Raw genomic sequence first — 25,346 nt, forward strand, 5'->3', positions numbered from 1 at the left:
TACCAGGGCCGGGTATGCCGGGCCGCCTCAGAACGACATGAACATCCCGCCGTTGACCGGGATGTTGGCGCCGGTGATGAAGCCGGCGTCGTCCGCGGTGAGGAACGCCACGGTGCGTGCGATCTCCCCGGGTTGGCCGAGCCGGCCGACCGGCACGTCGGCGACGATGCGGTCGCGGATCTCCTGCGACATCGCCATCACCAGCGCGGTTTCGCAGTAGCCGGGCGATATTGAGTTGACGGTGACGCCCTTGCGCGCGACCTCGCGCGCCAGCGCCATGGTGAAGCCGTGCATGCCGGCCTTGGCCGCGGCGTAGTTGGTCTGCCCGAACTGCCCGGTCTGGCCGTTCACCGAGCTGATGTTGACGATCCGCCCGAAGCCGCGCGTGGCCATGCCATCGACCACGTGCCGGCACAGGTTGAACACGCCGTCCAGGTTGATCCGCAGCACCGCGTCCCACTGTTCGCGCTGCATCTTGCGCAGGGTGGTGTCGCGGGTGATGCCGGCGGCGTTGACCAGCACGTCGAGGCTGCCGTGCGCGGCGACGATGTCGTCGACCAGCCGGCCGCAGGCGTCGAAATCGGAGACGTCGCCAGCGGCGAAATGGATGTCCAGGCCGTCGGTCTCGCGCGCGAACGCCTCGATGCGTTCGGCGCGGTCGCCCAGGTCGATCGCGACCACGGTGCGGCCCTGCGCGGCCAGTGATTTGCAGATCGCGGTGCCGAGCCCGCCAATGCCGCCGGTGACGGCAGCGATGCGCTTGTCCAAGATGATCCCCCTGCTACTTGCCGCGCCTGGCGGTGTCCTTGTCCTTCGCGGCGGCCTTGTCGGGATCGGCCTGCTGCGTGCGGCCCATGCCGGCGACCAGGTTTTCCTGGAAGTCCTTCCAAATTTCCATGTTGCGCTCGGTGAGCTGGTTCATCATCGACCAGGGCGTGGTCTGCCCGAGCACGTCGCCCATCTGCTTGCGGAACTGCGCCTGCTGATCCATGAAGGTCTGCATGGAGCGGTCCAGGTAGCTGCCCATGAAACCCTGCAGCGAATCGCCGTAAAGGCGGATGATCTGGCTCAGCATCTTCGTCGAGAGCATCGGCTGCCCGTTCTGCTCGTGTTCGGCGATGATCTGCAGCAGTACCTGCCGGGTCAGGTCCTCGCCGCTCTTGGCGTCGCGGACCTCGAAATCCTCGCCATCGACGATCAGCTGGCGGACGTCCTCGATGGTGATGTAGCTCGAAATGTCGGTGTCGTAGAGGCGACGGTTCGGATACTTCTTGATGACGCGCGTCTTGGTCATGGAGCAAAGGCTCTAACAATGCGTCCCTGCAGCATGGCGCAGTGCAGCACGGGTTGCAAGAAGGCCGGGTGTGGCTGGGACTGCGGTGGGGCGGGACCGGCTGAGACTGCGGCTGGTGACTGGGGGCTGGGCTGGCGAAGCACCAGCCAACCGCATTGTCATTCCGAGCGCAGCGAGGGATCTGCTTCATGCGCCTGCCGGAAAAGCAGATCCCTCGCTGCGCTCGGGATGACAGCTCAAGAGACCGGCGTGCACGCTTTCCCGAGTCCCGAGTCCCGAGACCCGGGTCCCGGGTCCCCGGCCCCAGCCCTACCACCCCATGTACTGTCCGCCATTCGCCGCCAGGTTCGCCCCGGTGATCCAGCTCGCCTCGTCGGGCAGGAAGAACGACACCGCGTAGGCGATTTCATCCGGCGTGCCCAGGCGGCCCGTGGGAATCTGGGCGACGATCTTGTTGCGCACCTCTTCGGGTACGGCCATCACCATGTCGGTGCCGATGTAGCCCGGCGAAACGGTGTTGACGGTGATGCCGAACTTCGCGTTCTCCTGCGCCAGCGAGATCGTGAAGCCGTGCATGCCGGCCTTGGCCGCGGCGTAGTTGGCCTGGCCGTACTGGCCTTTCTGGCCGTTGATCGAGCTGATCTGGATGATCCGCCCCCACTTGCGCGCGCGCATGCCCTCGATCACCGGGCGGGTGACGTTGAATACCGAGTTGAGGTTGGTGTTGATGACCTCCTGCCACTGCTGCGCGTGCATCTTGTGGAAGGTGCCGTCGCGGGTGATGCCGGCGTTGTTGACCAGGATGTCGACCGGACCGAGCTGCCGTTCGACCTCGCGCACCATCGACTCGGCGTCCTCGGGGGTGGAGACGTCGCCCTTCGCGAGCGCCACGTCGAAGCCGTCGGCCTGCATCCGATCCTGCCACGCGCGCGCCTTGTCCTCGTTCCGGTAGTTGGTGGCGACCCGGTGGCCGCCCGCGGCCAGCCGCTTGCAGATTGCCGTGCCGATCCCGCCCGTCCCGCCCGTTACCAACGCCACGCGTGCGCCCATGTCCAAGTCTCCTGTCGAACTCCGACGGGGAGCCATTTCCCCATCACGGTGATTCTAGGCACCGTCGATGACGGGAGCGTTGTGCAGCGCGGCGAGGGGCGGCAGGGTGCGCGGGATGCGCGACGGTTCGAAGGCGGCTGCGGCGGCAGCCAGCCGGCGGTGCAGCGCGCCCGAATCCAGCCAGCCTTCGGGTGCCTGGCCCAGCGCAAGCCACGCCGCGCGCAGCGCCGGCAGCGGGTCGCCGTCGTCCACGGGCAGCGCCGCCAATGACTTCGACAGCTTGCGGCCGTCGCCATCGACCACCAGCGGCAGGTGCGCATGGCCGGGCGTCGGCAGGCCGAGCCGGCGCTGCAGGAACACCTGGCGCGCGGTGGAGTCGAGCAGGTCGGCGCCGCGCACGACTTCGGTGATGCCCTGCGCGGCGTCGTCGACGACCACCGCCAGCTGGTAGGCCCACGGGCCATCCGCGCGCCGGAGGACGAAGTCGCCGACCTCGCGTGCGACGTCCTGTTCGACCGCGCCCTGCACGCGGTCGTCGAAGGCGACGACGGTGCCGTCGGGTACGCGCAGCCGGATCGCGGGATCGGGCCGCCGCGCGCCCGCCACGCAGGCGCGGTGCACGCCGCCGCTGCCGGCCAGGTCGGCGCGGCTGCAGTGACATTCGAAGGCGTCGCCGCTGGCGAGCAGGCGGTCGAGCGCCGCGCGGTACGCGGCGTCGCGTTCGCTCTGGCGCAGCACCGGGCCGTCGGGCATGAGGCCGTACCGCTCCAGCGTGCGCAGTTGCGTGTCGGCCGCGCCGGGTACTTCGCGCGGCGGGTCGATGTCCTCGATCCGCACCCGCCATTCGCCGCCGGCGTGGCGCGCCATCAGCCAGCTGCCGAACGCCGCCAGCAGCGAGCCGAAGTGCAGCGGCCCGGTGGGCGAAGGAGCGAAGCGGCCGCGGTAGGGCGAAGGAAGCATGGTGGGATTGTCATCCCGAGCGTAGCGGGGGATCTGCTTCATGGGATCTGCCAAGCAAAGCAGATCCCTCGCTGCGCTCGGGATGACAATTCAAGGTCTGGCGCACACGCTTTCCCGAATCCAGAATCCCCAACCCCGTCACTCGAAGTCGTAGTTCATCTCCGGCCCGGACCCTGCCAGGAACTCGCCCTCGACATAGTCCACGCCCGCCGAGAACAGGATCGACATGCTGGCCGCGTCGCTGACGAATTCGGCGATCGTGCGGATGCCCAGTTCGCGCGCCTTGGTGGCGATTTCGCGGATGCGATCCTGGTTGGCAGCATTCTTCGGCAGGTCTTCCATGAAGCTGCGGTCGATCTTGAGCAGGTTCGGCTTCAGGTGGGTCAGCAGCTGGAACGAGTCCAGGCCGGCGCCGAACTGCTCCAGCGCGATCCGGCAATCGAGCTTGCCGATCGCCGCGGCGAAGTCCTGCGCGGCCTTGAGGTGGGTGAACACCTTGGCCTCGGGCAACTGCAGCACCAGGTACTCGCCCGGCACGCCGTGCGCGTTGAGCTGCTCGCCGATGTAGCGCACCAGGCTGTCGTCGTCGAGCGAGGCCTGGCTGACCTTGACCAGCAGCGCGGTCGGCTTGCCGGCGCTGATGCGCTGGCCAATCGCGGCGATGGTGTGGCCGACCACGTAGCGGTCGATCTCCCACAGCAGGCCGTGCTCCTCGGCGATCTGCAGGAAGCTCAGGGGCTTGACCAGTTCGCCGTCGCCGGCGTCCAGGCGCAGGAAGGTCTCGTAGACCGCGCCGGTGTCGCCCTGCAGGCTGATCACCGGCTGGTAGTGCAGCACGAAGCCCTCCTGGTCGAGCGCGTCGCGCAGCCGGGTGACCCAGGCCTGGACGTGCTCTTCCTCGGCGCGGTCGACCGCGCTGGGGTCGAAGATCTCGAAGCGGTTGCCGCCGACGCCGATGGACGACTGCACGCCCTGGTTGGCCTTGGCCAGCACCTGGGTGACGCTGGCGATCTTCTCGCCGATCTGCACGCCACCGATGCTGGCGGTGATCACGCTGGAACGGTTGCCGATCTGGAACACGTGCGAGGCGAAGGCCTCGCGGATGCGCTCGGCCAGCGCGGTGGTCCGGGCATAGTCGCTGCCGCGCATCAGCACGGCGAGGCTGTGCTCGGCGAAGCGCGCGGCCACCGCGTCCTCGCCGATCGCCGCCTGCAGGCGTTCGGCCATCGCGGCCAGCATGGCGTCGGCCGCGTCCAGGCCGATTTCGTGCAGCAGGCGCTGGTAATGGTCCGGTTCGAGCAGCAGCAGGCCGTGCTGGGCCTTGTTCTGCGCCGCGTCGGCGACCGTGTCCTCCAGCATGTGCAGGAAGGTGGGGCGGTTGAGCAGCCCGGTGACCTGGTCGCGCTGGCGCAGTTCCTCCAGCTCCTGCGCCAGGTCGGCGTCGATTTCGTGCTCCTGGCGGCGGAAGATCACCTGCTGGCAGGCCTCGCCCTCGTACATCGCCGGCGCGAATTCCATCGACGCAGGGAAGCCGGTGCCGTCGGCATCGCGCGCTTCGAGGTCGTAGCGGGCGGGCGGCGGTTCGCCCTTCGCCAGGTCCTTGAGCAGCTCGCGGAAACCGTTGACGTGCTGCGGCGCGACCAGGTCGAGCAGCGACATGCCCTCCAGGTCCTCGAACGACTCGTAGCCGAACATTTCAAGGTACGCGCTGTTGGCGCGGATATGCATGCCCTGGTGCACGTAGGCGATCGGGTCGCGCGAGGATTCGATCAGCGTGTCGCAGCGGCGCTCGGTCTCGCGCACGCGGGCCTCCAGCCGGCGCAGGGCGCGGCGGCCCTCGAGGTCCTCCCATTCGCGTTTCACCGTCGCCAGCAGTTGCTGCGGCTTGTGGCGCAGGGCGATATTGCGTGCGCCGGCGCTCTGGACTTCGTGCAGGCCGGCATCGTCGATGCCATTGCTGACCGCCACCACCGGGATGTCCTTGCCGCTGGCGGCGACCGCCTGCATCGCGTCGGCGAAGGGGATGTCCCGGGCCTGCTGCGCGGCGAGGACCAGGTCGATCTTCTGCTCGCCGAGCATGCCCGCCAGCTCCTGGGCGGAGGCCGGGCGCAGCGGTCGCACGGCCACCCCGGAGTTGCGCAGGGCGCTGACGATGGCCTCGGCATCCTCGACGCTGTCGTCGACGATCATCAGGCGCAGGGCTTGTTCCGGGTTCTTCGACATGCGGGCGTTTATGCCACGGGGCGAGGGGCTAGTCTACGTCGACGCGGTCACAGCGCACGCTTGGAAGCATCCCCGGCGACCTCGCGCACCAGCTTCGGCACGAGGTAGCCCGACAGCCGCGCGACCAGCGCCGCGTGCAGTTCCAGCGCGCGCGCATCGGACACCTCGAAGTGCGCGGCGCCGGCCACGCGGTCGAGTTGGTGCAGGTAGTAGGGCAGCACGCCGGCGGCGAAGCTGCGCTCGGACAGCGCGGCAAGGGCGTCGACCGAATCGTTGACCCCGCGCAGCAGCACGGCCTGGTTGAGCACCGTGGCGCCGGCGTCGCGCAGGCGCGCCATGGCTGCGTCGATGGCATCGTCGAACTCGCGCGCGTGGTTGGCATGCACCACCACCGCGACCGGCCACGGCAGCGAACGCAGCCAGCCGGTGAACTCGTCGTCCACGCGCTCGGGCAGCACCACCGGCAGGCGGGTGTGGATGCGCAGGCGGCGCAGCTGCGGCAGGCCGCCCAGCAGGCCGGTGAGCTCGGCCAGCTTCGGGGTAGCCAGCGACAGCGGGTCGCCGCCGGACAGGATCACCTCGTGGATCGAGGCATCGGCGCGGATCGTCGCCACCGCCTCGCGCCAGCCGCCGGCCGCCGCGGTCTCCTCGGCATAGGGGAAGTGGCGGCGGAAGCAGTAGCGGCAGTTCACCGCGCAGCTGCCGGTGGCGACCAGCAGCGCCCGGCCTGCGTACTTGTGGATCACCCCGTGCCCGGCGCGTGCGGCGCCGTCGCCCACCGCGTCCAGCGAGAAGCCCGGCACCGGCTGCAGCTCCTCGTCCAGCGGCAGCACCTGGCGCAGCAGTGGGTCGTGCGGGTCGCCATGGCGCATGCGGGCGACGAACCCGCGCGGCACCCGCAGCGGGAACTGCGCCGCTGCGGCGACGGACAGCCCCGGCACCCGGCCTTCGAGGCCGAGCAGGGCCAGCAGCTCGCGCGGATCGCGCACGGCCTCGCGCCACAGGCGCTTCCAGCCGGCGGCGTCGCGGAGGCCCGCGCCGGCCGGGGCAGGCTGCAGGGCAGGGGAGGCAGCAGGTATCATTCCGGATCTGTTCCCGGGCTCTGTTCCGGGGCCGTCCCGGCCGCGCCGGAGCCCAATCCCTTCCATTCTAGCCGCTGCCGCGGCTCGACCCGCCCAACGCGATCCACAGCGATCACAGGAGTACCGATGGCCAGCTACGGCATGAACGACGTCAAGAACGGGATGAAGATCCTCGTCAACGCGGAACCCGCGATCATCACCGACACCGAGTACGTCAAGCCGGGCAAGGGCCAGGCCTTCACCCGCGTCAAGTACCGCCTGATCAAGTCCGGCCGGGTGCAGGAAGTCACCATGAAGAGCACCGACTCGCTCGACGCCGCGGACGTGGTCGACACCGACATGCAGTACCTGTATGCCGACGGCGAGTACTGGCACTTCATGAACCCGGAAAGCTTCGAGCAGGTGCAGGCCGACAAGACCGGCATGGGTGGCGCCGAGAAGTGGCTCAAGGGCGAGGAAGAGTGCGTGGTCACGCTGTGGAACGGCACCCCGATCGCCGTGCAGCCGCCGAACTTCGTCGAACTCAAGATCGTCGAGACCGACCCCGGCGTGAAGGGCGACACCGCCGGCACCGGCGGCAAGCCGGCCACGCTGGAAACCGGCGCGGTGGTGCGCGTGCCGCTGTTCGTCGGCCAGGACGAGGTGATCAAGGTCGATACCCGTTCGGGCGAGTATGTCTCGAGGGTGAAGTAGGGCCGTGATTGCCCGGCTTCGTCCGACGAAGCGTGCCCGGAGTTGTGTCGCCTGGACTCTGGCTGCCGCGTTCGTGGCGGCCACCTTGCCCGCATCGGCCGCCGCGGGCGACTGCCCGGATGGCGTGGTCGAATCGCTGCGGGTGTCCGACGCATTCGGTGAAATCCCGCCGCCCGACTATCCGATGAATGTCGTGGCGGAGACTTGCAAGGTCTGGCCCTACGATACAGACCGATTGCTTGTGGCAGTGGCTTACTCGAATGACGAAAGCTTCGGGAACAGAAGCGTGCAGGTCCGCGTGGCGATGCTCGATGCTCGGGACCAACGCTTGCTCGCCGGCTACGTGATGGACAAAGAGGAGGACGCGGGCTTCGAGTTGTCGAAAGAAGGCCTCGCACTGGATACGGCCCGGTATGACCTCGCCCCCGGCGTTCGCGCATTCGGCGTGGTGGTCGACAACGAAGCCCACAACGGCTGCCCCGACTACAGTTACGACCGGGAGTTGACCCTCCTCGTCGTTGACGGGACGAACCTGCGACCCGTGTTGCGCCAGGACCTGTTTGCGTGGATGCGGGTGGAAGGCGAGCCTTGCAGCATGTCGATGGGCAAAGTGGTCACGGATAACGCCAACGTCTTCCTGGCGATGGCCGGCGAGTCCCATGCCGGCTACCGGGACATGCGCCTGACAGCGAAAATCACCCGCTACACGAACGAACCCGATCGTGATGGCACGGAACGCACGCGCAGCGAGCACCGGCTGCTGCGCTACGACGGCCGCCGGTACCGGCCGGTCGGCGACGACGATGTGTTCTGGCTCGGCCCGCCGGGCTCGCCCGAATGGAGAGATGTCCAATGAGTTCAAACGCCCCCGAACCCTGCGACCTGCTGATCGAAGCCGGCTTCGTCGTCCCGGTCGAGCCGCACGGCGTGGTGCTGGAAAACCACGCGGTGGCCGTGCGCGACGGCGCGATCGTTGCCGTGCTGCCCGTGGCCGAGGCGCGGACGCGGTTCGCGGCGGCGGAGACGGTCAGCCGGCCCGAGGGCGCGCTGGTCCCGGGCTTCGTCAACGCCCACACCCACAACCCGATGACGCTGCTGCGCGGCGTCGCCGACGACCTGCCGCTCAAGGTCTGGCTGCAGCAGCACATCTGGCCGATCGAGGGCGCGGTGATCGGCCCGGACTTCGTCGCCGACGGCATCACCCTGGCGATCGCCGAGATGCTCCGCGGCGGCACCACCTGCATCAACGAGAATTATTTCTTTCCCGACGTGCAGGCCTCGGTCTACAAGCGCCACGGCTTTCGCGCGCGCGTCGGCCTGCCGGTGATCGACTTCCCCACCGCGTGGGCGAAATCCGACGACGAGTACTTCGACAAGGCCGGCGAGGTCCACGACCAGTGGCGCGACGATCCGCTGATCGCCACGGCCTTCGCGCCGCATGCGCCGTACACCGTCAACGACGCCAATTTCGAGCGCATCCGCATGCTGGCCGACCAGCTCGACGTGCCGGTGCACCTGCACCTGCACGAGACCGCGCAGGAAGTGGAGCAGTCGCAGGCCGAGCACGGTCAGCGGCCGATCGCGCGTCTCGACCGGCTCGGCCTGGTCAATGATCGCCTGATCGCCGTGCACATGACCCAGCTGACCGAAGCCGAGATCCACCTGTGCGTGGAGCGCGGGGTCAGCGTGGTGCACTGCCCCGAATCCAACCTCAAGCTGGCCTCCGGCTTCTGCCCGGCCTGCGCGCTGGAGCGCGCGGGGGTGAACCTGGCCATCGGCACCGACGGCTGCGCCAGCAACAACGACCTGGACATGGTCGGCGAGACCCGCACCGCCGCGATCATGGCCAAGGCCGTGGCGCAGGACGCAGCGGCGTTCGACGCCTTCAGCGCGCTGCGTGCGGCCACGCTCGGCGGCGCGAAGGCGATGGGCTTCGACCACCTGGTCGGCTCGATCGAGCCGGGCAAGCAGGCCGACCTGGTGCTGCTCGACCTGTCCGTGCTCGAGGCGCAGCCGCTGTACCACGTGGTATCGCAGCTGGTGTACGCCACCGGCCGCCACCAGGTCAGCGACGTGTGGATCGCCGGCAAGCCGAAGCTGCGCGAACGCGAACTGGTCGGCATGGACGTCGACGCGATCATCGCCAACGCGAAGCAGTGGCGCACCCGCATCGCGGCCATCGACCGCGCCGCGCTGTAACCGTCACGGCCCCTGCAGGAGCGGCTGAAAACCGCTCCTGCGCGAACCAATGCAGGAACACGCCATGAACGCGCCATCCGCGGCACCGCAGACGCCCAACTTCCGCCAGTCCGAGCTCGACAAGTTCTCCGCGCTCGCCAACCGCTGGTGGGACCCGAAGGGCCCGCAGAAGGCGCTGCATGCGCTCAACCCGGTGCGACTGGCTTACGTTGCCGATCGTGTCGGGCTGCGCGGCGCGAAGGTGCTGGACGTGGGCTGCGGCGGGGGCCTGCTCAGCGAGGCATTGGCGCGCGCGGGCGCGGACGTGACCGCGATCGACCTGGCCGACGACCTGGTCAGGGTCGCGCGCCTGCACGGGCGCGAATCCGGGGTGGAAGTCGATTACCGGGTGCAGTCGGTGGAAGACCTCGCGGCCGACCAGCCGGGCGCGTTCGATGCCATCACCTGCATGGAGATGCTCGAGCACGTGCCCGATCCCGGCGCGATCCTGTCGGCCTGCGCCACGCTGCTCAGGCCCGGCGGGCAGCTGTTCGTGTCCACCCTCAACCGCACGCCGGCGGCGTTCGCGCTGGCGATCGTGGGCGCCGAATACGTCGCGCGGCTGCTGCCCAGGGGCACGCACCAGTACCGCGACTTCATCCGGCCGTCCGAGCTGGGCGCCTGGCTGCGCGAATCCGGCCTGCAGCTGGAGGACGTCAGCGGGCTGGTCTACGAGCCGTGGCGCGCTGCCGCCCGGCTGTCCCGGCGCACCGAAGTGAACTACCTCGCCTGCGCGCTGAAGCCGGAAGGCGACGATGGCCGGTAGCGAGCCGGCGCGGTCGGCCGCGGGCGCACGCTTTCCCCGGCTGGTGCTGTTCGACCTGGACGGCACCCTGCTCGACAGCGCACCCGACATGCTGGCTGCCGTCAACGCGCTGCGCAGCGGCCGCGGCGAAGATGCGGTGACGCTCGCGCAACTGCGCCCGCATGTATCGCGTGGCGCGCGCGCGATGCTCGCGGCCAGCTTCCCGGCGCTCGACGACGCCGGCCGCGAGGCGCTGGTGCAGCCGTTCCTCGACGCCTACGAGCGCGAGATCGGCCTGCATGGCCGGCCGTTCGACGGCGTCGAAGACATGCTCGCCACGCTCGAGGCCGACGGCGCGCGCTGGGGCATCGTCACCAACAAGCCCGAGTACCTCGCGCGGCAAGTGCTGCCGGCCCTCGGCTGGGAGTCGCGCAGCGCGATCCTCGTTGGCGGCGACACGCTTGCCGAGCGCAAGCCGCATCCGCTGCCGCTGCTGCACTCGGCGCAGGTGTTGGGGTTCGAGCCGTCGCGGTGCGCGTACGTGGGCGACGACGAACGCGACATCGTTGCCGCGCGCGCGGCCGGGATGCCGTCGGTGGTCGCGCTGTGGGGATACCGCCTGCGCGACGACGACCCGGTCGCGTGGCAGGGTGATGTGATGGCCGGGGCGCCGCGCGACCTGCTCGATCCCTCGGTGTGGCCGGTGCCGGCGCGGGCAGCGGCTTCGCCATGAGCGGCAACGCCGACGAATTCATCGCCAAGTGGCAGGCGCGCTGGCCGGAGTGGGGCATCGCCACGGCGTTCGTGCCGGCGGCGCAGCGCGACACCGCGTTCGCCTGGTTCGCGCTGCTGCAGGAACTGACCGATGCCGCCTGGGGCGGTGCCGATCCGACGCCCGGCCTGGCCAAGCTGGCCTGGTGGAACGAGGAACTGCGCGGCTGGGCGAAAGGCGGCCGCCGGCATCCGCTGGGCGAAGTGCTGCAGGCACGACCCGCGCCCTGGGACGCGCTCGCCGCGGCCCTGCTGCCGCTGCAGGCCAGCCGCGAACTGCCGCCGTCGGCAGATCCGGCGCAGGCGGGGCTGGACGCCATCGCGCTGGCCGTCGCCGGCTGCGAGGAAGCATTGTTCGGGACGGGGGCCGATGCAGGAGCGAACGCGGATGCGATCGCCTTCGATCTCCTTGCCGAACGCCGGCTGACGTGGAGCGATGCCGGCGAAGCGGGCCGTCTGCCCGGAGTCGTCCCCGCGCCGGGCACGGGAACCCGTCCGCGCCGGCTGCAGTCGGCCTTCATCCGCGAGCGTCTGCGTCGCGCATCGGCGGGGCAGGACCTCGCCGCGCCGCCGCTGCGCAGCCTGTGGCTGGCCTGGCGCGCGGCACGCGGTACGCGTTGAGCCCGCGGGGTCATGCAGGCGCTCCGCGGGCGCCGCATCCGCAGAAACGCAGCGTTGCGCGGCCGTTTGGACGCCAGCCGTTAAACTGTGCGCCTGTCTTCAACCCCCGCATGCCGTGAATCCTTCCAGCCCCAACCCCCTGCCGGACGTCGCCGGCGACCTGGCCATCGCCGCGCGCCCGCTCGACTGGGTGGGCATGGAGCACATCGACCTGCCGCTGGCGATCCCCGGCGCGAACGGTGTGCCGCTGCAGGTGGCCGCGTCCGCGGACGTCTTCGTCAACCTCGTCGAACCCGAGGCGCGCGGCATCCACATGTCGCGGCTGTACCTGCGCCTGCAGGACGCGCTGGTGACCGAGGCGATCACGCCCGCCGGCCTGCGCCGCGTGCTGCAGGACTGCATCGACTCGCAGGCCGGGCTGTCGACGGCCGCGCGGCTGGTGCTGCGCTACGACCAGCTCCTGCTGCGTCCCGCGCTGGCCAGCGACAATGCCGGCTGGAAGCGCTATCCGGTCGAAATCGACGCGACGCTGGCCGACGGCCACCTCGCGCTGGTGCTGGCGTTCTCGGTCGAGTATTCGAGCACCTGTCCGGCATCGGCCGCGCTGTCGCGCCAGCTCAACGCCGAGCGCTTCGCCGACGACTTCGCCGCCGCGCGGCCGCTGTCCACCGCCGTGGTGCGCGACTGGCTGGCCTCCGAACGCGGCCTGGCAGCGACCCCGCACGCCCAGCGCAGCCGCGCCGACGTGCGCATCCGCCTGCAGCCCTCGTTCGGGCAACTGACGATCGAGGGCCTGGTCGACGCGATCGAGTCCGCGCTCGGCACGCCGGTGCAGACCGCGGTCAAGCGCGAGGACGAACAGGCCTTCGCGCGCCTGAACGCCGAAAACCTGATGTTCTGCGAGGACGCCGCCCGCCGCGTCGCCGCCGCGCTGTCGGCGGACGCACGCATCGAACGCTTCGACGCCACCGTGTCGCATTTCGAGAGCCTGCACGCGCATGACGCGGTGGCGCGGGTGAGCGGCCCGTAACGGGAACGAGGTTCCTGCAGGAGCGGCGGAAGCCGCGATTCCCCGCGTGTCGCGGCTTCCGCCGTTCCTGCGGGAGGCGTGTTGCGTGTGGCCTTTCGACTCTGGCGATGCGAACCGCGCCGCCGCGCGTTCCGACAATGAATTGCCGCGCTTTGTTTACTGCGTGCGCTCAAGGACGAGTAGTGGATCCACGCGCACGTCGAACCAGCTCATTCCCCAATGCAGATGCGGCCCCGTCGCCCGGCCGGTCGCACCGACCGCGCCAATCACCTGGCCTTGCGCCACCCGGTCGCCCACCTTCACGTCCAGCCGCGACAGGTGCAGGAAATTCGAGCTCACCCCGTGGCCGTGGTCGAGCAGGATCGTGCCGCCGGTGAGGTAGAGGTCCGGATCGGCGAACGTCACCACGCCCGCGGCCGGCGCCTTCACCGGCGTGCCGCTGGGCACGGCGATGTCCATGCCCGAATGCCCCGAGCCCGGCTGGCCGTTGTACACGCGGCCGCTGCCGAAGCGGCCGCTGATGCGGCCCTTGACCGGCCAGGTGAACGGCGCGGCGAAATCGGCGCGGGCGTCGTCGCGGGAGCGCGCGGCGGTGACCCGTGCCTGCTCGCGGCGGATGCGTTCGGCGATCGCCGGCGGCGGGTTGACGGTCTTCGGCGGGACGCCGTTGACGTGCTCCAGCGGCCAGTCGCGCGGGGTGACCGCGATGTTCTCGCTCACGCGCGTGCCGTCGGCATGCACCACCACCGGATGCAGCGGCCCCTGTTCGCGGCGGTCGACGCCGAACACCACCGTGCCGTACGGCGTCGGCCGCAGCGTGTGGCCCGCGTACTCGACCACGCTGCCGGCCGGCACCCGGCCGAACACCAGCGCGCCCTGCGACACACTGGCCGGGAACGTGATGCGGTTGTCGCCGTCATCCTGTGCAGGCGCGCCACTGGCCACGAACAATCCCAGCAGGCACGCGAATGCGAGCAGCCGGCGCATCAGCGGTCGAACTCCAGCCGCCGGCCCTGCGGCTCGCCGACGATGCGTTCGCCGTCCCACGCCAGCTCGCCGTTGACCCAGGTCGCGGCGATGCGCGAGTGGAAGGTGGTGCCCTCGAACGGCGACCACGCGCACTTGGACAGCACGTCCTCGCGGCGCACGGTGAAAGGGGTGTCGTCGATGAGCGCCAGGTCCGCCCAGTAGCCCTCGCGCAGGAAGCCGCGCTGCTTGACGTCGAACAGCTGCGCCGGTGCGTGCGCCAGTTTCTGCACCACCTGCGCGTTGCTCAGCCGGCCTTCGCGCACCAGTTCCAGCGCCGCGACCAGCGCGTACTGCACCAGCGGCAGGCCGCTGGGCGCGCGCACGTAGGGATTGTGCTTCTCCTCCCAGGTGTGCGGCGCGTGGTCGGTGGCGAGTACGTCGATCACGTCGGAGGCCAGCGCGTTGATCAGCGCCTCGCGGTCGCTGGCGTCCTTGATCGCCGGGTTGCACTTGATCAGGTGCCCCAGGCGCGCGTAGTCGTCGCGGTCGAAGCGCAGGAAGTGGATGCAGGTCTCGGCGGTGATACGCTTGCGCACGCCGTTTCCGTCGATCAGCGGGCCGGGCGTGAACAGCGCCAGCTCGTCGGCGGTGGAAATGTGCAGCACGTGCAGGCGAGTGCCGTGCGTGTTCGCCAGTTCCAGCGCCAGCTTCGTCGACTTGATGCAGGCCTCGCGCGAGCGGATGTCCGGATGGCAGGCGGCCGGGATGTCGTCGCCGTACTCGGCGCGATACTTCGCCTGCATCGCCTCGATCATCGGCGTGTCTTCGCAGTGGGTGATGATCGGCGTCGGCGCCTCGCGGAAGATGCCGGCCAGCGTGTCCGGGTCGTCGACCAGCATGTTGCCGGTGGAGGCGCCCATGAACACCTTGATGCCGGGCGCGGCCAGCGGGTCGAGGGTGCGGATCGCCTCCAGGTTGTCGTTGCTGGCGCCCATGTAGAAGCCGTAGTTGGCGCGGGCGCGGCCGGCGGCGCGCTGGTACTTGTTCTCCAGCGCCCCGGCGGACAGCGTCGGCGGGCTGGTATTGGGCATGTCCATGAAGCTGGTGGTGCCGCCGGCGACCGCCGCGGTGGACTCGGTGGCCATGTCGGCCTTGTATTCCATGCCCGGTTCGCGCAGGTGCACCTGGTCGTCGATCATGCCCGGCAGCAACCTGCGGCCGTTGGCGTCGACGACCTTTTCGCCTTCGCGCGCGGCCAGGCCGCTGCCGATGGCGTCGATGCGGCCGCCGGAAATGCGCAGGTCGGCGTCGAATTCGCGTCCTTCGTTGACCAGGCGGGCATTGACGATCAGCGTGTCGGACATGAATGGTTCCTAATGGGAAGTGGGCGGGACCGGATCGTGGCCGCCCGGGTGCAGGGGGTGGCAGCGGCCGATGCGGCGGATCGCCAGCCAGCCGCCGCGCAGCGCACCGTGGCGCGCGATGGCCTGCATGGCGTATTCCGAACAGGTCGGCACGAACCGGCATCGCGGGCCGAGCAGCGGGCTCAGCCAGCGCTTGTAGCCGCGCAGGAGGGCGATGAGGAGGCGATCGATCACGTGGGGTTGCACGGCGGCCCGGGAAAAGGTCCCGTGCGGTTGCCGCTGTAGTCAGGGCAGGGTATAACAGCGCGCTTTCCCATCCAAGGGAACCACATCCCCCACGCAGGGGGATCAGAAGGATTGCAACAAGTGGCTGTCAAGAAAACCGTGAAGAAGGCCGCCAAGGCCGCCAAGAAGGCCGCAAGGCCTGCCGCCGCGAAGAAGTCCGCTGCGAAGCCCGCCGCCAGGAAAGCCGTCGCGAAGAAGTCTGCGCCGAAGAAGGCCGCGCCCGCGAAGAAGAAGCCGGCAGTGAAGAAGGCCGCCACCAAGGCCCCGGTGAAGAAGAAGACCGCCGCAAAGCCCGTGAAGAAGGCCGCGCCGAAGAAGGCGGCGCCGGCGAAGGCCGCCACGAAGAAGGCCGCCACGAAGAAGGCCGCCACGAAGGCCCCGGCAAAGAAGGCCGCGCCGGCGAAGGTCGCCGCAAAGAAGGCCCCGGCCGCGAAGGCGCCGGCAAAGAAGGCCGCCAAGCCGGTCGCCAAGGCCGCGCCGGTCGCGAAGAAGGTCGCCAAGGCGCCCGCGGCGAAGAAGAAGCCCGCGCCCGCGAAGCCCGAAGCCACCCGTCCGGCGACCCGTTCGCCGTTCGCGCCGCGTCCGGTGGGCAAGGTCGCCGTGGCCGTGGTGTCGCGTACGCCAGCGCCTGCGCCGAAGACCAAGTACAAGGTCGTGCCGTACAAGACCGACGAGGCCACGGGCCGCCCGATCCTGCCGAAGGATTACCGCCCGGGTGCGGACGAGGAGTACATGAGCCCGCTGCAGCTCGAATACTTCCGCCAGCGCCTGCTGCAGTGGCGCGCCGACCTGGTCGAGGAATCCAAGCAGACCATCGAGAACCTCAAGGACGAAGTGCGCGACGTCGGCGACGAGGCCGAGCGCGCCACCCGCGAAACCGAGAACTCGCTGGAGCTGCGCACCCGCGACCGCTACCGCAAGCTGATCGGCAAAATCGACAGCACGCTCAAGCGCGTGGATTCGGGCGAGTACGGCTTCAGCGTCGACTCGGGCGAGGAGATCGGCCTCGAACGCCTGGAGGCCCGCCTGACCGCCGAGCGCACCATCGACGAGCAGGAGCGCTGGGAACACCTGCAGAAGCAGATCGGCGACTGACCGGTCCGCGCAGTCGCAACCAGAAAAAGCCCGGCTCCGGCCGGGCTTTTTCGTGGCGCCGGCGGAACGGGCAGGGCGTTGCCGGCATCGCGGCGCCGCGGCCACGGATGACAGCCGCGGTGCGCCGGGTGCATGCTCCCTGCCTGCGCGTGGGGAGCACGAGGGTGCCATGAAGCAGGATCCGGACAGGCGCGGCTACGCCTTCGCGATCGGCGGCGGCGTGCTGCTGTGGCTGGCGGCGATGGCGGTCGGCGGCAGGCGCGAGGCCTGGGATGCCGGCGTGTACTGGGTGGCGGCCTATCCGCTCGCGATCGTGCTGGCCGGCTGGCTGGGCTACGAGTTCCCGCGCAGGGCCTGGCGCTGGGGGCTGGCGATCATGCTGGCGCAGGCGATGACCCTGGCCGTGACCGCGCTCGACTTCAGCCTGTTGCCGCTGGGGCTGATCGTGTTCGCGGTCCTGTCGCTGCCGCTGATGGCGGCGGCCGTACTGGTGGCACGCTGGACCCGGCGCAGCCAGGCGGATTGAACAGCGGCCCGGTGCCCCGCCCGCGGCTATTGCAGTTCGCGCAGGTCCAGCCGCCGCAGCTTCGGCGCGCGCCAGCTGGTGATGCTGACCACGCCCAGGGTCACGCAGCCGCCGACGACCACCGCCGGCACCAGCCCGAGCAGGCGCGCCATCACGCCGTCGTAGAACGCGCCAAGCTCGTTCGACGAGCCGATGAAGATGCCGTTGATCGACGACACGCGTCCGCGCATCTCGTCGGGCGTGACCAGCTGCATGATCGTCGAGCGCATCACCACCGACACGCCGTCGCACATGCCGTAGGCGACCAGGATCGCAGCCGACAGCCAGAAATGCCGCGACAGCGCGAACGCGATCGTGCACAGCCCGAAGCACGCCACCGCGAACAGCAGCACCCGCCCGGCGTGCTTCTGCAGTGGACGCCGCGCCAGCCACAGCGCCACGCAGATCGACCCCAGCGCTGGCGCGCCGCGCAGGATCCCGAGGCCTTCCGGCCCGTAGTGCAGGATGTCCTTGATGAAGGCCGGCAACATCGACACCGCGCCGCCCAGCAGCACGCAGAACATGTCCAGCGCCATCGCGCCGAGCATGATCTGGTTGCCGAACACGAACTGAAGCCCCTCGCGGACGCTGGAAAACACCGGCGCGCGCTGCAGCAGCTGCGGCGGCTCGGTCACGCGCAGCGTGCCGATCGCCGTCGCCGCCAGCAGCACGATGCCGCCGGCGGTGGCGTAGGCGATGTCCTTGCCGCCCCAGCCGACCAGCACGCCGCCCAGCGCCGGGCCGATGACCATGCCGCTCTGGAAGATCACGCTGCCCAGGCTGGCGCCGTTGACGAACTGAGTGCGCGGCAGCACCCGTGCGAACAGTGCGTTGTAGACCGGGCCGAGGAAGCTGCGTGCAATGCCCGTCAATGCGATTGCCGCGTAGATCGGCCACACGTGCGTGGTCGGCAGCCATCCGCGCGTGACCGCCACCAGCGCCAGCGCGGTCACCAGCAGCCCGCAGCATGCGGCCACGCCCAGCTTGCGCCGCGGCAGGTGGTCGACCAGATAGCCGGCGAACGGGGCGATGCAGAAATAGGGCAGCACCTCGGCCAGGCCGATCAGGCCCAGCGCGAACGGGCTGCGGGTGATCTCGTAGACGTGCCAGCCGACGGTGACCGCGACGATCTGGTAGGACAGGATCGTGCAGATCCTGAACGCCATCAGTGCCCGGAAACCGGGATTGCGCATCGGCGAGGAAGGCGACTCCTCCGCGGACGGCGACCAGGATGCGTTCACACAGCGCGCTGGGCGGTATCGCGGATGAAGGCGAGCAGCGCGGCCAGGCCGTTGCTGCGGGTCGGCGACAGGTGCCTGGCCAGGCCGATGTCGGCGATGTAGTCGGCCCGGGTGTCGAGGATCTCGTGCGCGCTGCGGCCCGAGTACACGCGCAGGGCGAGATAGACCAGGCCCGAGACGATGGCCGAATCGCTGACCGCGGCGAAGTCCAGCCGCGCCGCGTCACCCGACGGCACGATCCACACCATCGACTGGCAGCCATGCAGGCGATGCTCCTCGGTCTTCCACTCTTCGGGGAAGGCAGGCAGCTTGCGGCCCAAGTCGATCAGGTACTGGTAGCGCTCGGACCAGTCGCCGAAGAAGCCGAACTCCTCCTTGATGGCCTGCTGCGCGGCGGTTGCGGTGGGTTCGAGCGGAAAAGGGGAATCGGTCACGGGCGGGCGCCGGGCGGCGCGGGGTGCAGGGCGGGGCGCCATTGTCGCAAACATGGCCGTGCGGGATGGCGCAGGCGCCGGCCTTGGCTGCGGGCGGTTTGCCCCCATCCTGTAAAATCAGCTCCTTGCCCGCCTCCCCACGGCCCGAACATGCAACTGACCCTGCTCAAAGCCAAGATCCACCGCGCCACGATCACCCACGCCGAACTGCACTACGAAGGCTCGTGCGCGATCGACGGACGCCTGCTCGACATCTCCGGCATCCGCGAGTACGAGCGCATCGAGATCTACAACGTCAACAACGGCCAGCGCTTCGCAACCTATGCGATCCGCGCCGAAGAAGGCAGCGGCATCATCTCGGTCAACGGCGCCGCCGCGCACCGTGCGCAGCCGGGGGACCTGGTGATCATCTGCGCCTACGGCGCCTGCGACGAGGCCGAAGCGGCGCAGTTCAAGCCGACCCTGGTCTACGTCGACCGCCAGAACGCGCTGACCCACACCAACGATTCGATCCCGGCGCAGGCCGCCTGACGCCGGCGCGCGGCTTCAGCGCCGCGGATGCTTCGGCCCGGGGCGGCGCGCCGCCTGCGGGCGTGCACGCGGCTTGCCGGCGAACGGGCGCTTGCCGCGCGGCAGCGGCGCACCGGTGTCGGCTTCGTCGGCGCGGCGCATCTTCAGCGACTGGCCGGCGACGTAGACGCGCTTGAGGTGTTCGAGCAGTTCCCGCGGCATGCCTTCGGGCAGGTCGACCAGGCTGTAGTCGTCGCGGATGTCGATGCGGCCGATGTAGCGGCTTTCCAGGTCCGCCTCGTTGGCGATCGCGCCGACGATGTTGCCCGGCTTGACGCCGTGCACGTGGCCGACCTCGATGCGGAAGGTCTCCATCGGGAATTCCTCGCCGCCGCGCGGCGGGCGCGGCTCGCGCTCGTTGCGCGGCGGGGCGTCTTCGTCGAAGAACATGGCTTCGGCTGCGTTGGCGCGCGGGCGGGGGGCAGGGCGCCCGGAATCGTGCCGCTCCTGGCCTGCTTCGGGCGCAGGTCCCTGGTCCCGGCTTTGATCGTCATCCCCGCGGAAGCGGGGATCCTGCGGCCTGGTTGCAGCCGGTCGCGAAGCCGCAGGATGCCCGGCTGCGCGGGAATGACGATCCTGGAACGGTTGTCCCCGCTCATCGGGGCGGTCGTGTCCGTGTTCGCGTCGTTCGAAGCCCGCCGGCCGCACCCGCTCCGGCGGCGCCTTCAGCAACAGCGGCGTCTTGCCCTGCACCAGCTGTGCGAGCGCGGCAGCGATTTCCACGACCGGCACGTTGTGCTCGCGTTCGTAGCGTTCGACCAGCTCGCGGAACAGCGGCAGCTCGCTGCTCTCCAGCGCCGTGTCGATCCGGTCGAGGAACTTCGCGACCCGCTGCTCGTTGACCGCTTCGACGCTGGGCAATGCCATCTGCTCGATCGGCTGCCGCGTGGCGCGTTCGATCGCGCGCAGCATGCCGCGCTCGCGCGGGGCGACGAACAGGATCGCCTCGCCGCTGCGCCCGGCGCGGCCGGTGCGGCCGATGCGGTGGACGTAGCTCTCGGTGTCGTAGGGAATGTCGTAGTTGAGCACGTGGCTGACGCGGTCCACGTCCAGCCCGCGCGCGGCGACGTCCGTGGCCACGAGGATGTCGAGCTGGCCGTCCTTGAGCCGCTGGATGGTGCGTTCGCGCATCTTCTGCTCGACGTCGCCGTTGATCGCCGCCGCCGACAGCCCGCGCGCGGCGAGCTTTTCGGCCAGTTCCTCGGTGCCGAGCTTGGTGCGCGCGAACACGATCATCGCGTCGAACGGTTCGGCCTCCAGGATGCGCGTGAGCGCGTCGAGCTTGTTGACCCCGCTGACCATCCAGTAGCGCTGGCGGATGTTGCGCGCGGTGGAGGTCGCCGACTTGATCGCGATCTCCACCGGGTCCTTCAGGTAGGTCTGGGCGATGCGCCGGATCTGCACCGGCATCGTCGCCGAGAACAGCGCCACCTGGCGCGTGTCGGGGGTCTTCTTGAGCACGGTCTCGACGTCGTCGATGAAGCCCATGCGCAGCATCTCGTCGGCCTCGTCCAGCACTAGGCAGCGCAGTTCCGACAGGTCCAGCGATCCGCGGGTGAGATGGTCGATCACCCGCCCCGGGGTGCCGACGACCACGTGCACGCCGCGGCGCAGCGCGTGCAGCTGCGGGCCGTAGCCCTGGCCACCGTAGATCGGCAGCACCGCGAAGCCGGGGATGTGTGCGGCGTACTTCTGGAACGCCTCGGCGACCTGGATCGCCAGCTCGCGGGTCGGTGCCAGCACCAGCGCCTGCGGCTTGCCCGGCTGCGGCTTGGCCTGCGCAAGGATCGGCAGCGCGAAGGCGGCGGTCTTGCCGGTGCCGGTCTGGGCCTGGCCGAGCACGTCGCGGCCGGCCAGCAGCGGCGGGATGGTCGCGGCCTGGATCGGCGATGGCGACTCGTAGCCGACCGCCGCCAGCGCCTGCAGCAGGGTGTCGGGCAGGCCCAGGTCGGTGAATTTCGGGCCCGGGGCGGGCGTGGCGTCAGCGCTGGTCATGGGGATCTCGGGTGTCGGGTGCGTGGAAACGCGCTTGCGCGCCAGGCTCGGGGAGCAGGCGGACGGTTGCGGTCGAAGGAGGACGCGGGGCGTTCGCGGTCGACGGTGCCTGCGGCACGGGCGCGAGTGTGCAGTTTAACCGGGCAAGGGCGCGTGACCTAATAAGCTGGCGGCATGACGCTGCCTGCCATTCACTTCGACAATGCCTTCCTGCGCGAGCTTCCCGGCGACCCGGAGGCCGGGCCGGGGGTACGCCAGGTGCACGGGGCGCTATGGTCGCGGGTGGAGCCGGCGCCGGTCGCCGCGCCGCAGCTGCTGGCGCATTCGCGCGGGATCGCGCAGCGGCTGGGGTTCAGCGCCGCAGACGTGGCCTCGCCGGAATTCGCGGCGGTGTTCGGCGGCAATGCCCTGCTGCCGGGCATGGCGCCGTTCGCGGCGAACTACGGCGGGCACCAGTTCGGGCACTGGGCCGGGCAGCTGGGCGACGGCCGCGCGATCACCTTGGGGGAAGTCGTCGCGGCCGACGGCAGCCGCCACGAACTGCAGCTCAAGGGCGCCGGTCCGACGCCGTATTCGCGCCACGCCGACGGCCGCGCGGTGCTGCGCTCGTCGATCCGAGAGTTCCTGTGCAGCGAGGCGATGCACCACCTCGGCGTGCCGACCACGCGCGCGCTGTCGCTGGTGGCCACGGGCGATGACGTGGTGCGCGACATGTTCTACGACGGCCATCCGCGGCCGGAGCCGGGCGCGGTCGTGTGCCGGGTGGCGCCGTCGTTCCTGCGCTTCGGCAGCTTCGAACTGCCGGCCTCGCGCGGCGAGGTGGACGTGCTGCGGCAGCTGGCGGAGTTCTGCGTGTGGCGGGATTTTCCCGAACTGCTGCAACAGCCGCGCGCCGTTTCGCTCGAAAAGCTGCGCGCGCAGGGTGCCTTTACCCGGGCGCTGTTCGGCGACTGGTTCGCGCAGGTCTGCGAACGCACGGCGGCCACCGTCGCCGCGTGGATGCGGGTCGGCTTCGTCCACGGCGTGCTCAACACCGACAACATGTCGATCCTGGGCCTGACCATCGACTACGGCCCCTACGGCTGGATCGACGACTACGACCCGGACTGGACGCCCAACACCACCGACGCACACGGCCGCCGCTACCGCTTCGGCTGGCAGCCCAAGGTCGCGCACTGGAACCTGGCGCGGCTGGCGCAGGCGCTGTCGCCGCTGTTCGACGACGTGCAGCCGCTGCAGGACGGGCTGGACCTGTTTGCGGCCGCCCACGCGCGCCATGAGCGAGAAAATACAGCCCGCAAATTGGGCCTGGCCGAGTGCCGGGATGCCGATGTCGAACTCGTCCGTGACCTGCACGTGCTGATGCAGGACGCGGAGATCGACATGACGCTCTGGTTCCGCGCGCTGGCGGACGTCGATGTCGAGACGCCCACGGTGGCGCCGATGGAGGACGCGTTCTACGACCCCGGCAAGCGGCAGGCCGCCGAGGCGGCGCTGCTTGCCTGGCTGGCCCGCTATGCCGCGCGCCTGCGCGACGATCCGCTTTCGCCGCAGGCGCGCCGCGCGCGCATGCACGCCGCCAATCCGCGCTATGTCCTGCGCAACTACCTCGCCCAGCAGGCCATCGACCGCGCGGAGCAGGGCGACGACAGCGGCGTGGCCGAACTGCTCGACGTGATGCGCCACCCCTGCGACGAACAGCCCGGCCGCGAGGCGTTCGCGCAGAAGCGCCCGGACTGGGCACGCGATCGCGCGGGATGTTCGATGCTGTCGTGCAGCTCGTAGCCGGCGCCAGGCTTTCGCAGGAGCGGCTTCAGCCGCGAGCTCTTCGTGCCGTGGACAGCTCTTAGTCCACCGACCCGCCGGCCACTCCCGGGCAAGGGCAACCGCAGCTCGCTACGCTCGCCCCCTCATCCGCCTTCGGCACCTTTTCCCGCAAGCGGGAGAAGGGCTGGTATCAGGCCGCGGGGTCCCGCAACGAATCCCCAATCCCCAAGTCCCGAGTCCCTGCCCCAAAAGAAAACCGGCTCAATGGCCGGCTTTCTTTTCCTTCTTCGCAGCGCGCTTTTCCTTCAGCGTCTTTTCCGGTTTCTTCTTCTCTTCCTTCTTCTTGTCCATGCCCTTGGCCATGGTGGTCTCCGCTGGTTGGGTGGTGGGCACTGCGCAAATGTACGCCGGCGCGTGCCCGGCGCATAGGGCCTGGTGGCCGCGCCGCTTACACTATGCGCATGCCCCTGATTTCCCTGAACGCCGTCGACTACAGCGTCGGCGGCCCATTGCTGCTCGAGCGCGTCGACCTGGCCATCGAGTCCGGCGAGCGCATCGCCCTGATCGGCCGCAATGGCGCCGGCAAGTCCACCCTGCTGCGCCTGCTGGACGGCGAACTCCGGCCCGACGACGGCGAAATCCGTCGCGAGGGAGGGGTGCGCATCGCGCGGCTCGAGCAGGAGGTGCCCGCCGGCGCCGAAGGCAGCGTGTTCGACGTCGTGGCGGCCGGGCTGGGCGGGCTTGGCGCGGACCTGGCCGAGTACCACCACCTGGCCCATGCCGCCGAAGTCGACATGGACGCCCTGGCCGCGGTGCAGGGCCGGATCGAAGCCGCCGACGGCTGGCGCCTGGACCAGCGCGTGGTCGAAACCCTGGAGCGGCTGGAACTCGACGGCGACGCCGCCTTCGCCCGCCTGTCCGGCGGCATGAAACGGCGCGTGCTGCTGGCCCGCGCGCTGGTGTCGGCGCCCGACGTGCTGCTGCTCGACGAGCCCACCAACCACCTGGACATCGCGGCGATCGACTGGCTGGAGGGCTTCCTCAAGGGCTGGAGCGGCGCGCTGGTGTTCATCACCCATGACCGTCGCTTCCTGCGCGCGCTGGCGACGCGGATTGTCGAGATCGATCGTGGCCAGGTCACCAGCTGGCCCGGCGACTGGGACAACTACCTGCGCCGCAAGGAAGAGCGGCTCAACGCCGAGGCGCAGGAAAACGCGCGCTTCGACAAGATGCTGGCGCAGGAGGAAGTCTGGATCCGCCAGGGCATCAAGGCCCGCCGCACCCGCGACGAAGGCCGCGTGCGCCGGCTCAAGGCGATGCGCGCCGAGCGTGCGCAGCGGCGCGAGCAGGTTGGCAACGTGCGCATGGACACCGCCCAGGCAGGTGCTTCGGGCAAAAAGGTGGTGGAGGCGAAGGACGTGTCGTTCTCCTTCGGCGACCGCGCGCTGGTGCGCGATTTCTCCACCACCATCCTGCGCGGCGACCGCATCGGCCTGATCGGCCCCAACGGCAGTGGCAAGACCACCCTGCTCAAGCTGCTGCTGGGCGACCTGCAGCCGCAGGCCGGCGAGATCCGCGTCGGCACCCAGCTGCAGGTCGCCTATTTCGACCAGTACCGCGCGACGCTGCGCGAGGACTGGAACGCGCTGGAAAACGTCGCCGAGGGGCTGGAGTTCGTCGAGGTCGGCGGTAAGCGCAAGCACGTGATCGGCTACCTGCAGGACTTCCTGTTCACGCCCGAGCGCGCGCGCGCGCCGATCACCCGGCTGTCGGGCGGCGAGCGCAACAGGCTGCTGCTGGCCAAGCTGTTCGCGCAACCGTCCAACCTGCTGGTGATGGACGAACCGACCAACGACCTGGACGTGGAAACGCTGGAACTGCTGGAGGAACTGCTGGCCGAGTACCCGGGCACGCTGCTGCTGGTCAGCCACGACCGCGACTTCCTCGACAACGTGGTGACGTCGACCCTGGTGATGCAGGACGGCGGCGAAGGACGCATCGGCGAATACGTGGGCGGCTACAGCGATTGGCTCCGGCAAAGCCGGCGGGCCGCGGCGCCGCAGGGCCAGCCGCCGGCGCCGGCGCCCGCGCCCGCAGCCGAGGTCCCGGCCGTGGCCGTCCCCGCGAAGGAAAAGCGCAAGCTCGGCTTCAAGGAAGCCCGCGAGCTGGAACAGCTCCCGGCGCGCATCGAGGCGCTGGAGGCGCGGATCGCGGAACTGACCGCGCTGATGAACGATCCCGCCTTCTACCAGCGCGACAGCGCCGCGATCACCGCGCACAACGTGACCGTGGCCGAGACGCAGGCGGAACTCGAACAGGCCTATGCGCGCTGGGAGGCACTCGAGGGGTGAGGC

The 25,346-nt window shown here is 69.9% G+C and carries 24 protein-coding genes; 12 read left to right on the plus strand and 12 right to left on the minus strand.

Translation table 11 applies throughout. The features are described from left to right. Positions 1-27 precede the first annotated feature (27 nt). The 6 genes from phbB (ABD679_RS12795) to epmB all read right to left on the minus strand — a co-directional run bounded on the left by phbB (ABD679_RS12795) (position 28) and on the right by epmB (position 6,609). Positions 28-768 (minus strand): acetoacetyl-CoA reductase, encoded by a 741-nt coding sequence (gene phbB / locus ABD679_RS12795; RefSeq protein ID WP_344760378.1) that lies wholly within the window; start codon positions 766-768, stop codon positions 28-30. Positions 769-781: 13 nt separating this feature from the next. Further along, on the minus strand, positions 782-1,294 hold the full coding sequence (gene phaR / locus ABD679_RS12800; RefSeq protein ID WP_344760379.1) for a polyhydroxyalkanoate synthesis repressor PhaR: 513 nt from the start codon (positions 1,292-1,294) through the stop codon (positions 782-784). A gap of 309 nt (positions 1,295-1,603) precedes the next feature. Further along, positions 1,604-2,344 (minus strand): beta-ketoacyl-ACP reductase, encoded by a 741-nt coding sequence (phbB, locus tag ABD679_RS12805; protein ID WP_344760380.1) that lies wholly within the window; start codon positions 2,342-2,344, stop codon positions 1,604-1,606. 54 nt (positions 2,345-2,398) lie between these two features. After that, complete coding sequence (gluQRS, locus tag ABD679_RS12810) at positions 2,399-3,304, minus strand: tRNA glutamyl-Q(34) synthetase GluQRS (RefSeq protein ID WP_344760381.1); 906 nt, start codon at positions 3,302-3,304, stop codon at positions 2,399-2,401. Positions 3,305-3,442: 138 nt separating this feature from the next. Next, positions 3,443-5,527: an EAL domain-containing response regulator gene (locus ABD679_RS12815; protein ID WP_344760382.1), complete on the minus strand. Its 2,085-nt coding sequence runs from the start codon at positions 5,525-5,527 to the stop codon at positions 3,443-3,445. 47 nt (positions 5,528-5,574) lie between these two features. Further along, on the minus strand, positions 5,575-6,609 hold the full coding sequence (gene epmB, locus ABD679_RS12820; RefSeq protein WP_344760384.1) for an EF-P beta-lysylation protein EpmB: 1,035 nt from the start codon (positions 6,607-6,609) through the stop codon (positions 5,575-5,577). 126 nt (positions 6,610-6,735) lie between these two features. Between epmB and efp the strand changes: the two genes are divergently transcribed. The 7 genes from efp (at position 6,736) to folE2 (ending at position 12,707) form a co-directional block, all read left to right on the plus strand. Continuing rightward, a complete protein-coding gene (gene efp, locus ABD679_RS12825; protein WP_344760385.1) occupies positions 6,736-7,302 on the plus strand; it encodes an elongation factor P in 567 nt (188 codons plus the stop codon). 73 nt (positions 7,303-7,375) lie between these two features. Beyond that, positions 7,376-8,158: a PA3715 family protein gene (locus ABD679_RS12830; RefSeq protein WP_344760386.1), complete on the plus strand. Its 783-nt coding sequence runs from the start codon at positions 7,376-7,378 to the stop codon at positions 8,156-8,158. Beyond that, positions 8,155-9,501: a TRZ/ATZ family hydrolase gene (locus tag ABD679_RS12835; RefSeq protein WP_344760387.1), complete on the plus strand. Its 1,347-nt coding sequence runs from the start codon at positions 8,155-8,157 to the stop codon at positions 9,499-9,501. The genes ABD679_RS12830 and ABD679_RS12835 overlap by 4 nt, the downstream gene beginning before the upstream one ends. Positions 9,502-9,565: 64 nt before the next feature. After that, entirely contained in the window at positions 9,566-10,306 is a 741-nt protein-coding gene (gene ubiG, locus ABD679_RS12840; protein WP_344760388.1) for a bifunctional 2-polyprenyl-6-hydroxyphenol methylase/3-demethylubiquinol 3-O-methyltransferase UbiG, read from the plus strand. Then, entirely contained in the window at positions 10,296-11,018 is a 723-nt protein-coding gene (locus tag ABD679_RS12845) for a phosphoglycolate phosphatase (protein WP_344760389.1), read from the plus strand. The genes ubiG and ABD679_RS12845 overlap by 11 nt, the downstream gene beginning before the upstream one ends. Further along, positions 11,015-11,677 carry an isoprenoid biosynthesis enzyme family protein gene (locus ABD679_RS12850; protein ID WP_344760390.1) on the plus strand — a complete coding sequence of 221 codons (663 nt, stop codon included), beginning with the start codon at positions 11,015-11,017 and terminating at the stop codon, positions 11,675-11,677. The genes ABD679_RS12845 and ABD679_RS12850 overlap by 4 nt, the downstream gene beginning before the upstream one ends. Positions 11,678-11,792: 115 nt before the next feature. Further along, a complete protein-coding gene (gene folE2, locus ABD679_RS12855) occupies positions 11,793-12,707 on the plus strand; it encodes a GTP cyclohydrolase FolE2 (RefSeq protein ID WP_344760391.1) in 915 nt (304 codons plus the stop codon). 156 nt (positions 12,708-12,863) lie between these two features. Here folE2 and ABD679_RS12860 read toward each other — a convergent pair whose 3' ends face one another. Genes ABD679_RS12860 through yidD form a run of 3 tightly spaced genes read right to left on the minus strand, consistent with a single transcriptional unit; the run spans position 12,864 to position 15,274 of the window. Continuing rightward, complete coding sequence (locus ABD679_RS12860) at positions 12,864-13,694, minus strand: M23 family metallopeptidase (RefSeq protein WP_344760392.1); 831 nt, start codon at positions 13,692-13,694, stop codon at positions 12,864-12,866. Beyond that, complete coding sequence (locus ABD679_RS12865; RefSeq protein WP_344760393.1) at positions 13,694-15,040, minus strand: dihydroorotase; 1,347 nt, start codon at positions 15,038-15,040, stop codon at positions 13,694-13,696. The genes ABD679_RS12860 and ABD679_RS12865 overlap by 1 nt, the downstream gene beginning before the upstream one ends. 9 nt (positions 15,041-15,049) lie before the next feature. Beyond that, on the minus strand, positions 15,050-15,274 hold the full coding sequence (gene yidD, locus ABD679_RS12870; RefSeq protein ID WP_344760394.1) for a membrane protein insertion efficiency factor YidD: 225 nt from the start codon (positions 15,272-15,274) through the stop codon (positions 15,050-15,052). 132 nt (positions 15,275-15,406) lie between these two features. On the opposite strand from yidD, the gene dksA reads away from it, so the two are divergent. Both dksA and ABD679_RS12880 read left to right on the plus strand, forming a co-directional pair. Beyond that, on the plus strand, positions 15,407-16,420 hold the full coding sequence (dksA, locus tag ABD679_RS12875; RefSeq protein WP_344760395.1) for an RNA polymerase-binding protein DksA: 1,014 nt from the start codon (positions 15,407-15,409) through the stop codon (positions 16,418-16,420). Positions 16,421-16,589: 169 nt separating this feature from the next. Beyond that, positions 16,590-16,946 carry a hypothetical protein gene (locus ABD679_RS12880; protein ID WP_344760396.1) on the plus strand — a complete coding sequence of 119 codons (357 nt, stop codon included), beginning with the start codon at positions 16,590-16,592 and terminating at the stop codon, positions 16,944-16,946. Between the two features lie 26 nt (positions 16,947-16,972). Here the strand turns inward: ABD679_RS12880 and ABD679_RS12885 are convergent, their stop codons facing one another. Then, positions 16,973-18,226, minus strand: a complete 1,254-nt coding sequence (locus tag ABD679_RS12885; RefSeq protein ID WP_344760397.1) for an MFS transporter — start codon at positions 18,224-18,226, stop codon at positions 16,973-16,975. After that, entirely contained in the window at positions 18,223-18,660 is a 438-nt protein-coding gene (locus ABD679_RS12890) for a SufE family protein (RefSeq protein ID WP_344760398.1), read from the minus strand. Before ABD679_RS12890 ends, ABD679_RS12885 begins: the two co-directional genes overlap by 4 nt. A gap of 150 nt (positions 18,661-18,810) precedes the next feature. On the opposite strand from ABD679_RS12890, the gene panD reads away from it, so the two are divergent. After that, on the plus strand, positions 18,811-19,191 hold the full coding sequence (gene panD / locus ABD679_RS12895) for an aspartate 1-decarboxylase (RefSeq protein WP_344760399.1): 381 nt from the start codon (positions 18,811-18,813) through the stop codon (positions 19,189-19,191). Between the two features lie 15 nt (positions 19,192-19,206). Here the strand turns inward: panD and ABD679_RS12900 are convergent, their stop codons facing one another. Then, positions 19,207-21,225, minus strand: a complete 2,019-nt coding sequence (locus ABD679_RS12900; RefSeq protein ID WP_344760400.1) for a DEAD/DEAH box helicase — start codon at positions 21,223-21,225, stop codon at positions 19,207-19,209. Positions 21,226-21,405: 180 nt separating this feature from the next. Between ABD679_RS12900 and ABD679_RS12905 the strand changes: the two genes are divergently transcribed. Both ABD679_RS12905 and ABD679_RS12910 read left to right on the plus strand, forming a co-directional pair. After that, complete coding sequence (locus ABD679_RS12905) at positions 21,406-23,010, plus strand: protein adenylyltransferase SelO (RefSeq protein WP_344760442.1); 1,605 nt, start codon at positions 21,406-21,408, stop codon at positions 23,008-23,010. 443 nt (positions 23,011-23,453) lie between these two features. Continuing rightward, positions 23,454-25,343 carry an ATP-binding cassette domain-containing protein gene (locus tag ABD679_RS12910; protein ID WP_344760401.1) on the plus strand — a complete coding sequence of 630 codons (1,890 nt, stop codon included), beginning with the start codon at positions 23,454-23,456 and terminating at the stop codon, positions 25,341-25,343. Positions 25,344-25,346 lie beyond the last annotated feature (3 nt).

Source organism: Luteimonas lutimaris (genome assembly GCF_039537065.1).
GTDB lineage: Bacteria > Pseudomonadota > Gammaproteobacteria > Xanthomonadales > Xanthomonadaceae > Luteimonas > Luteimonas lutimaris.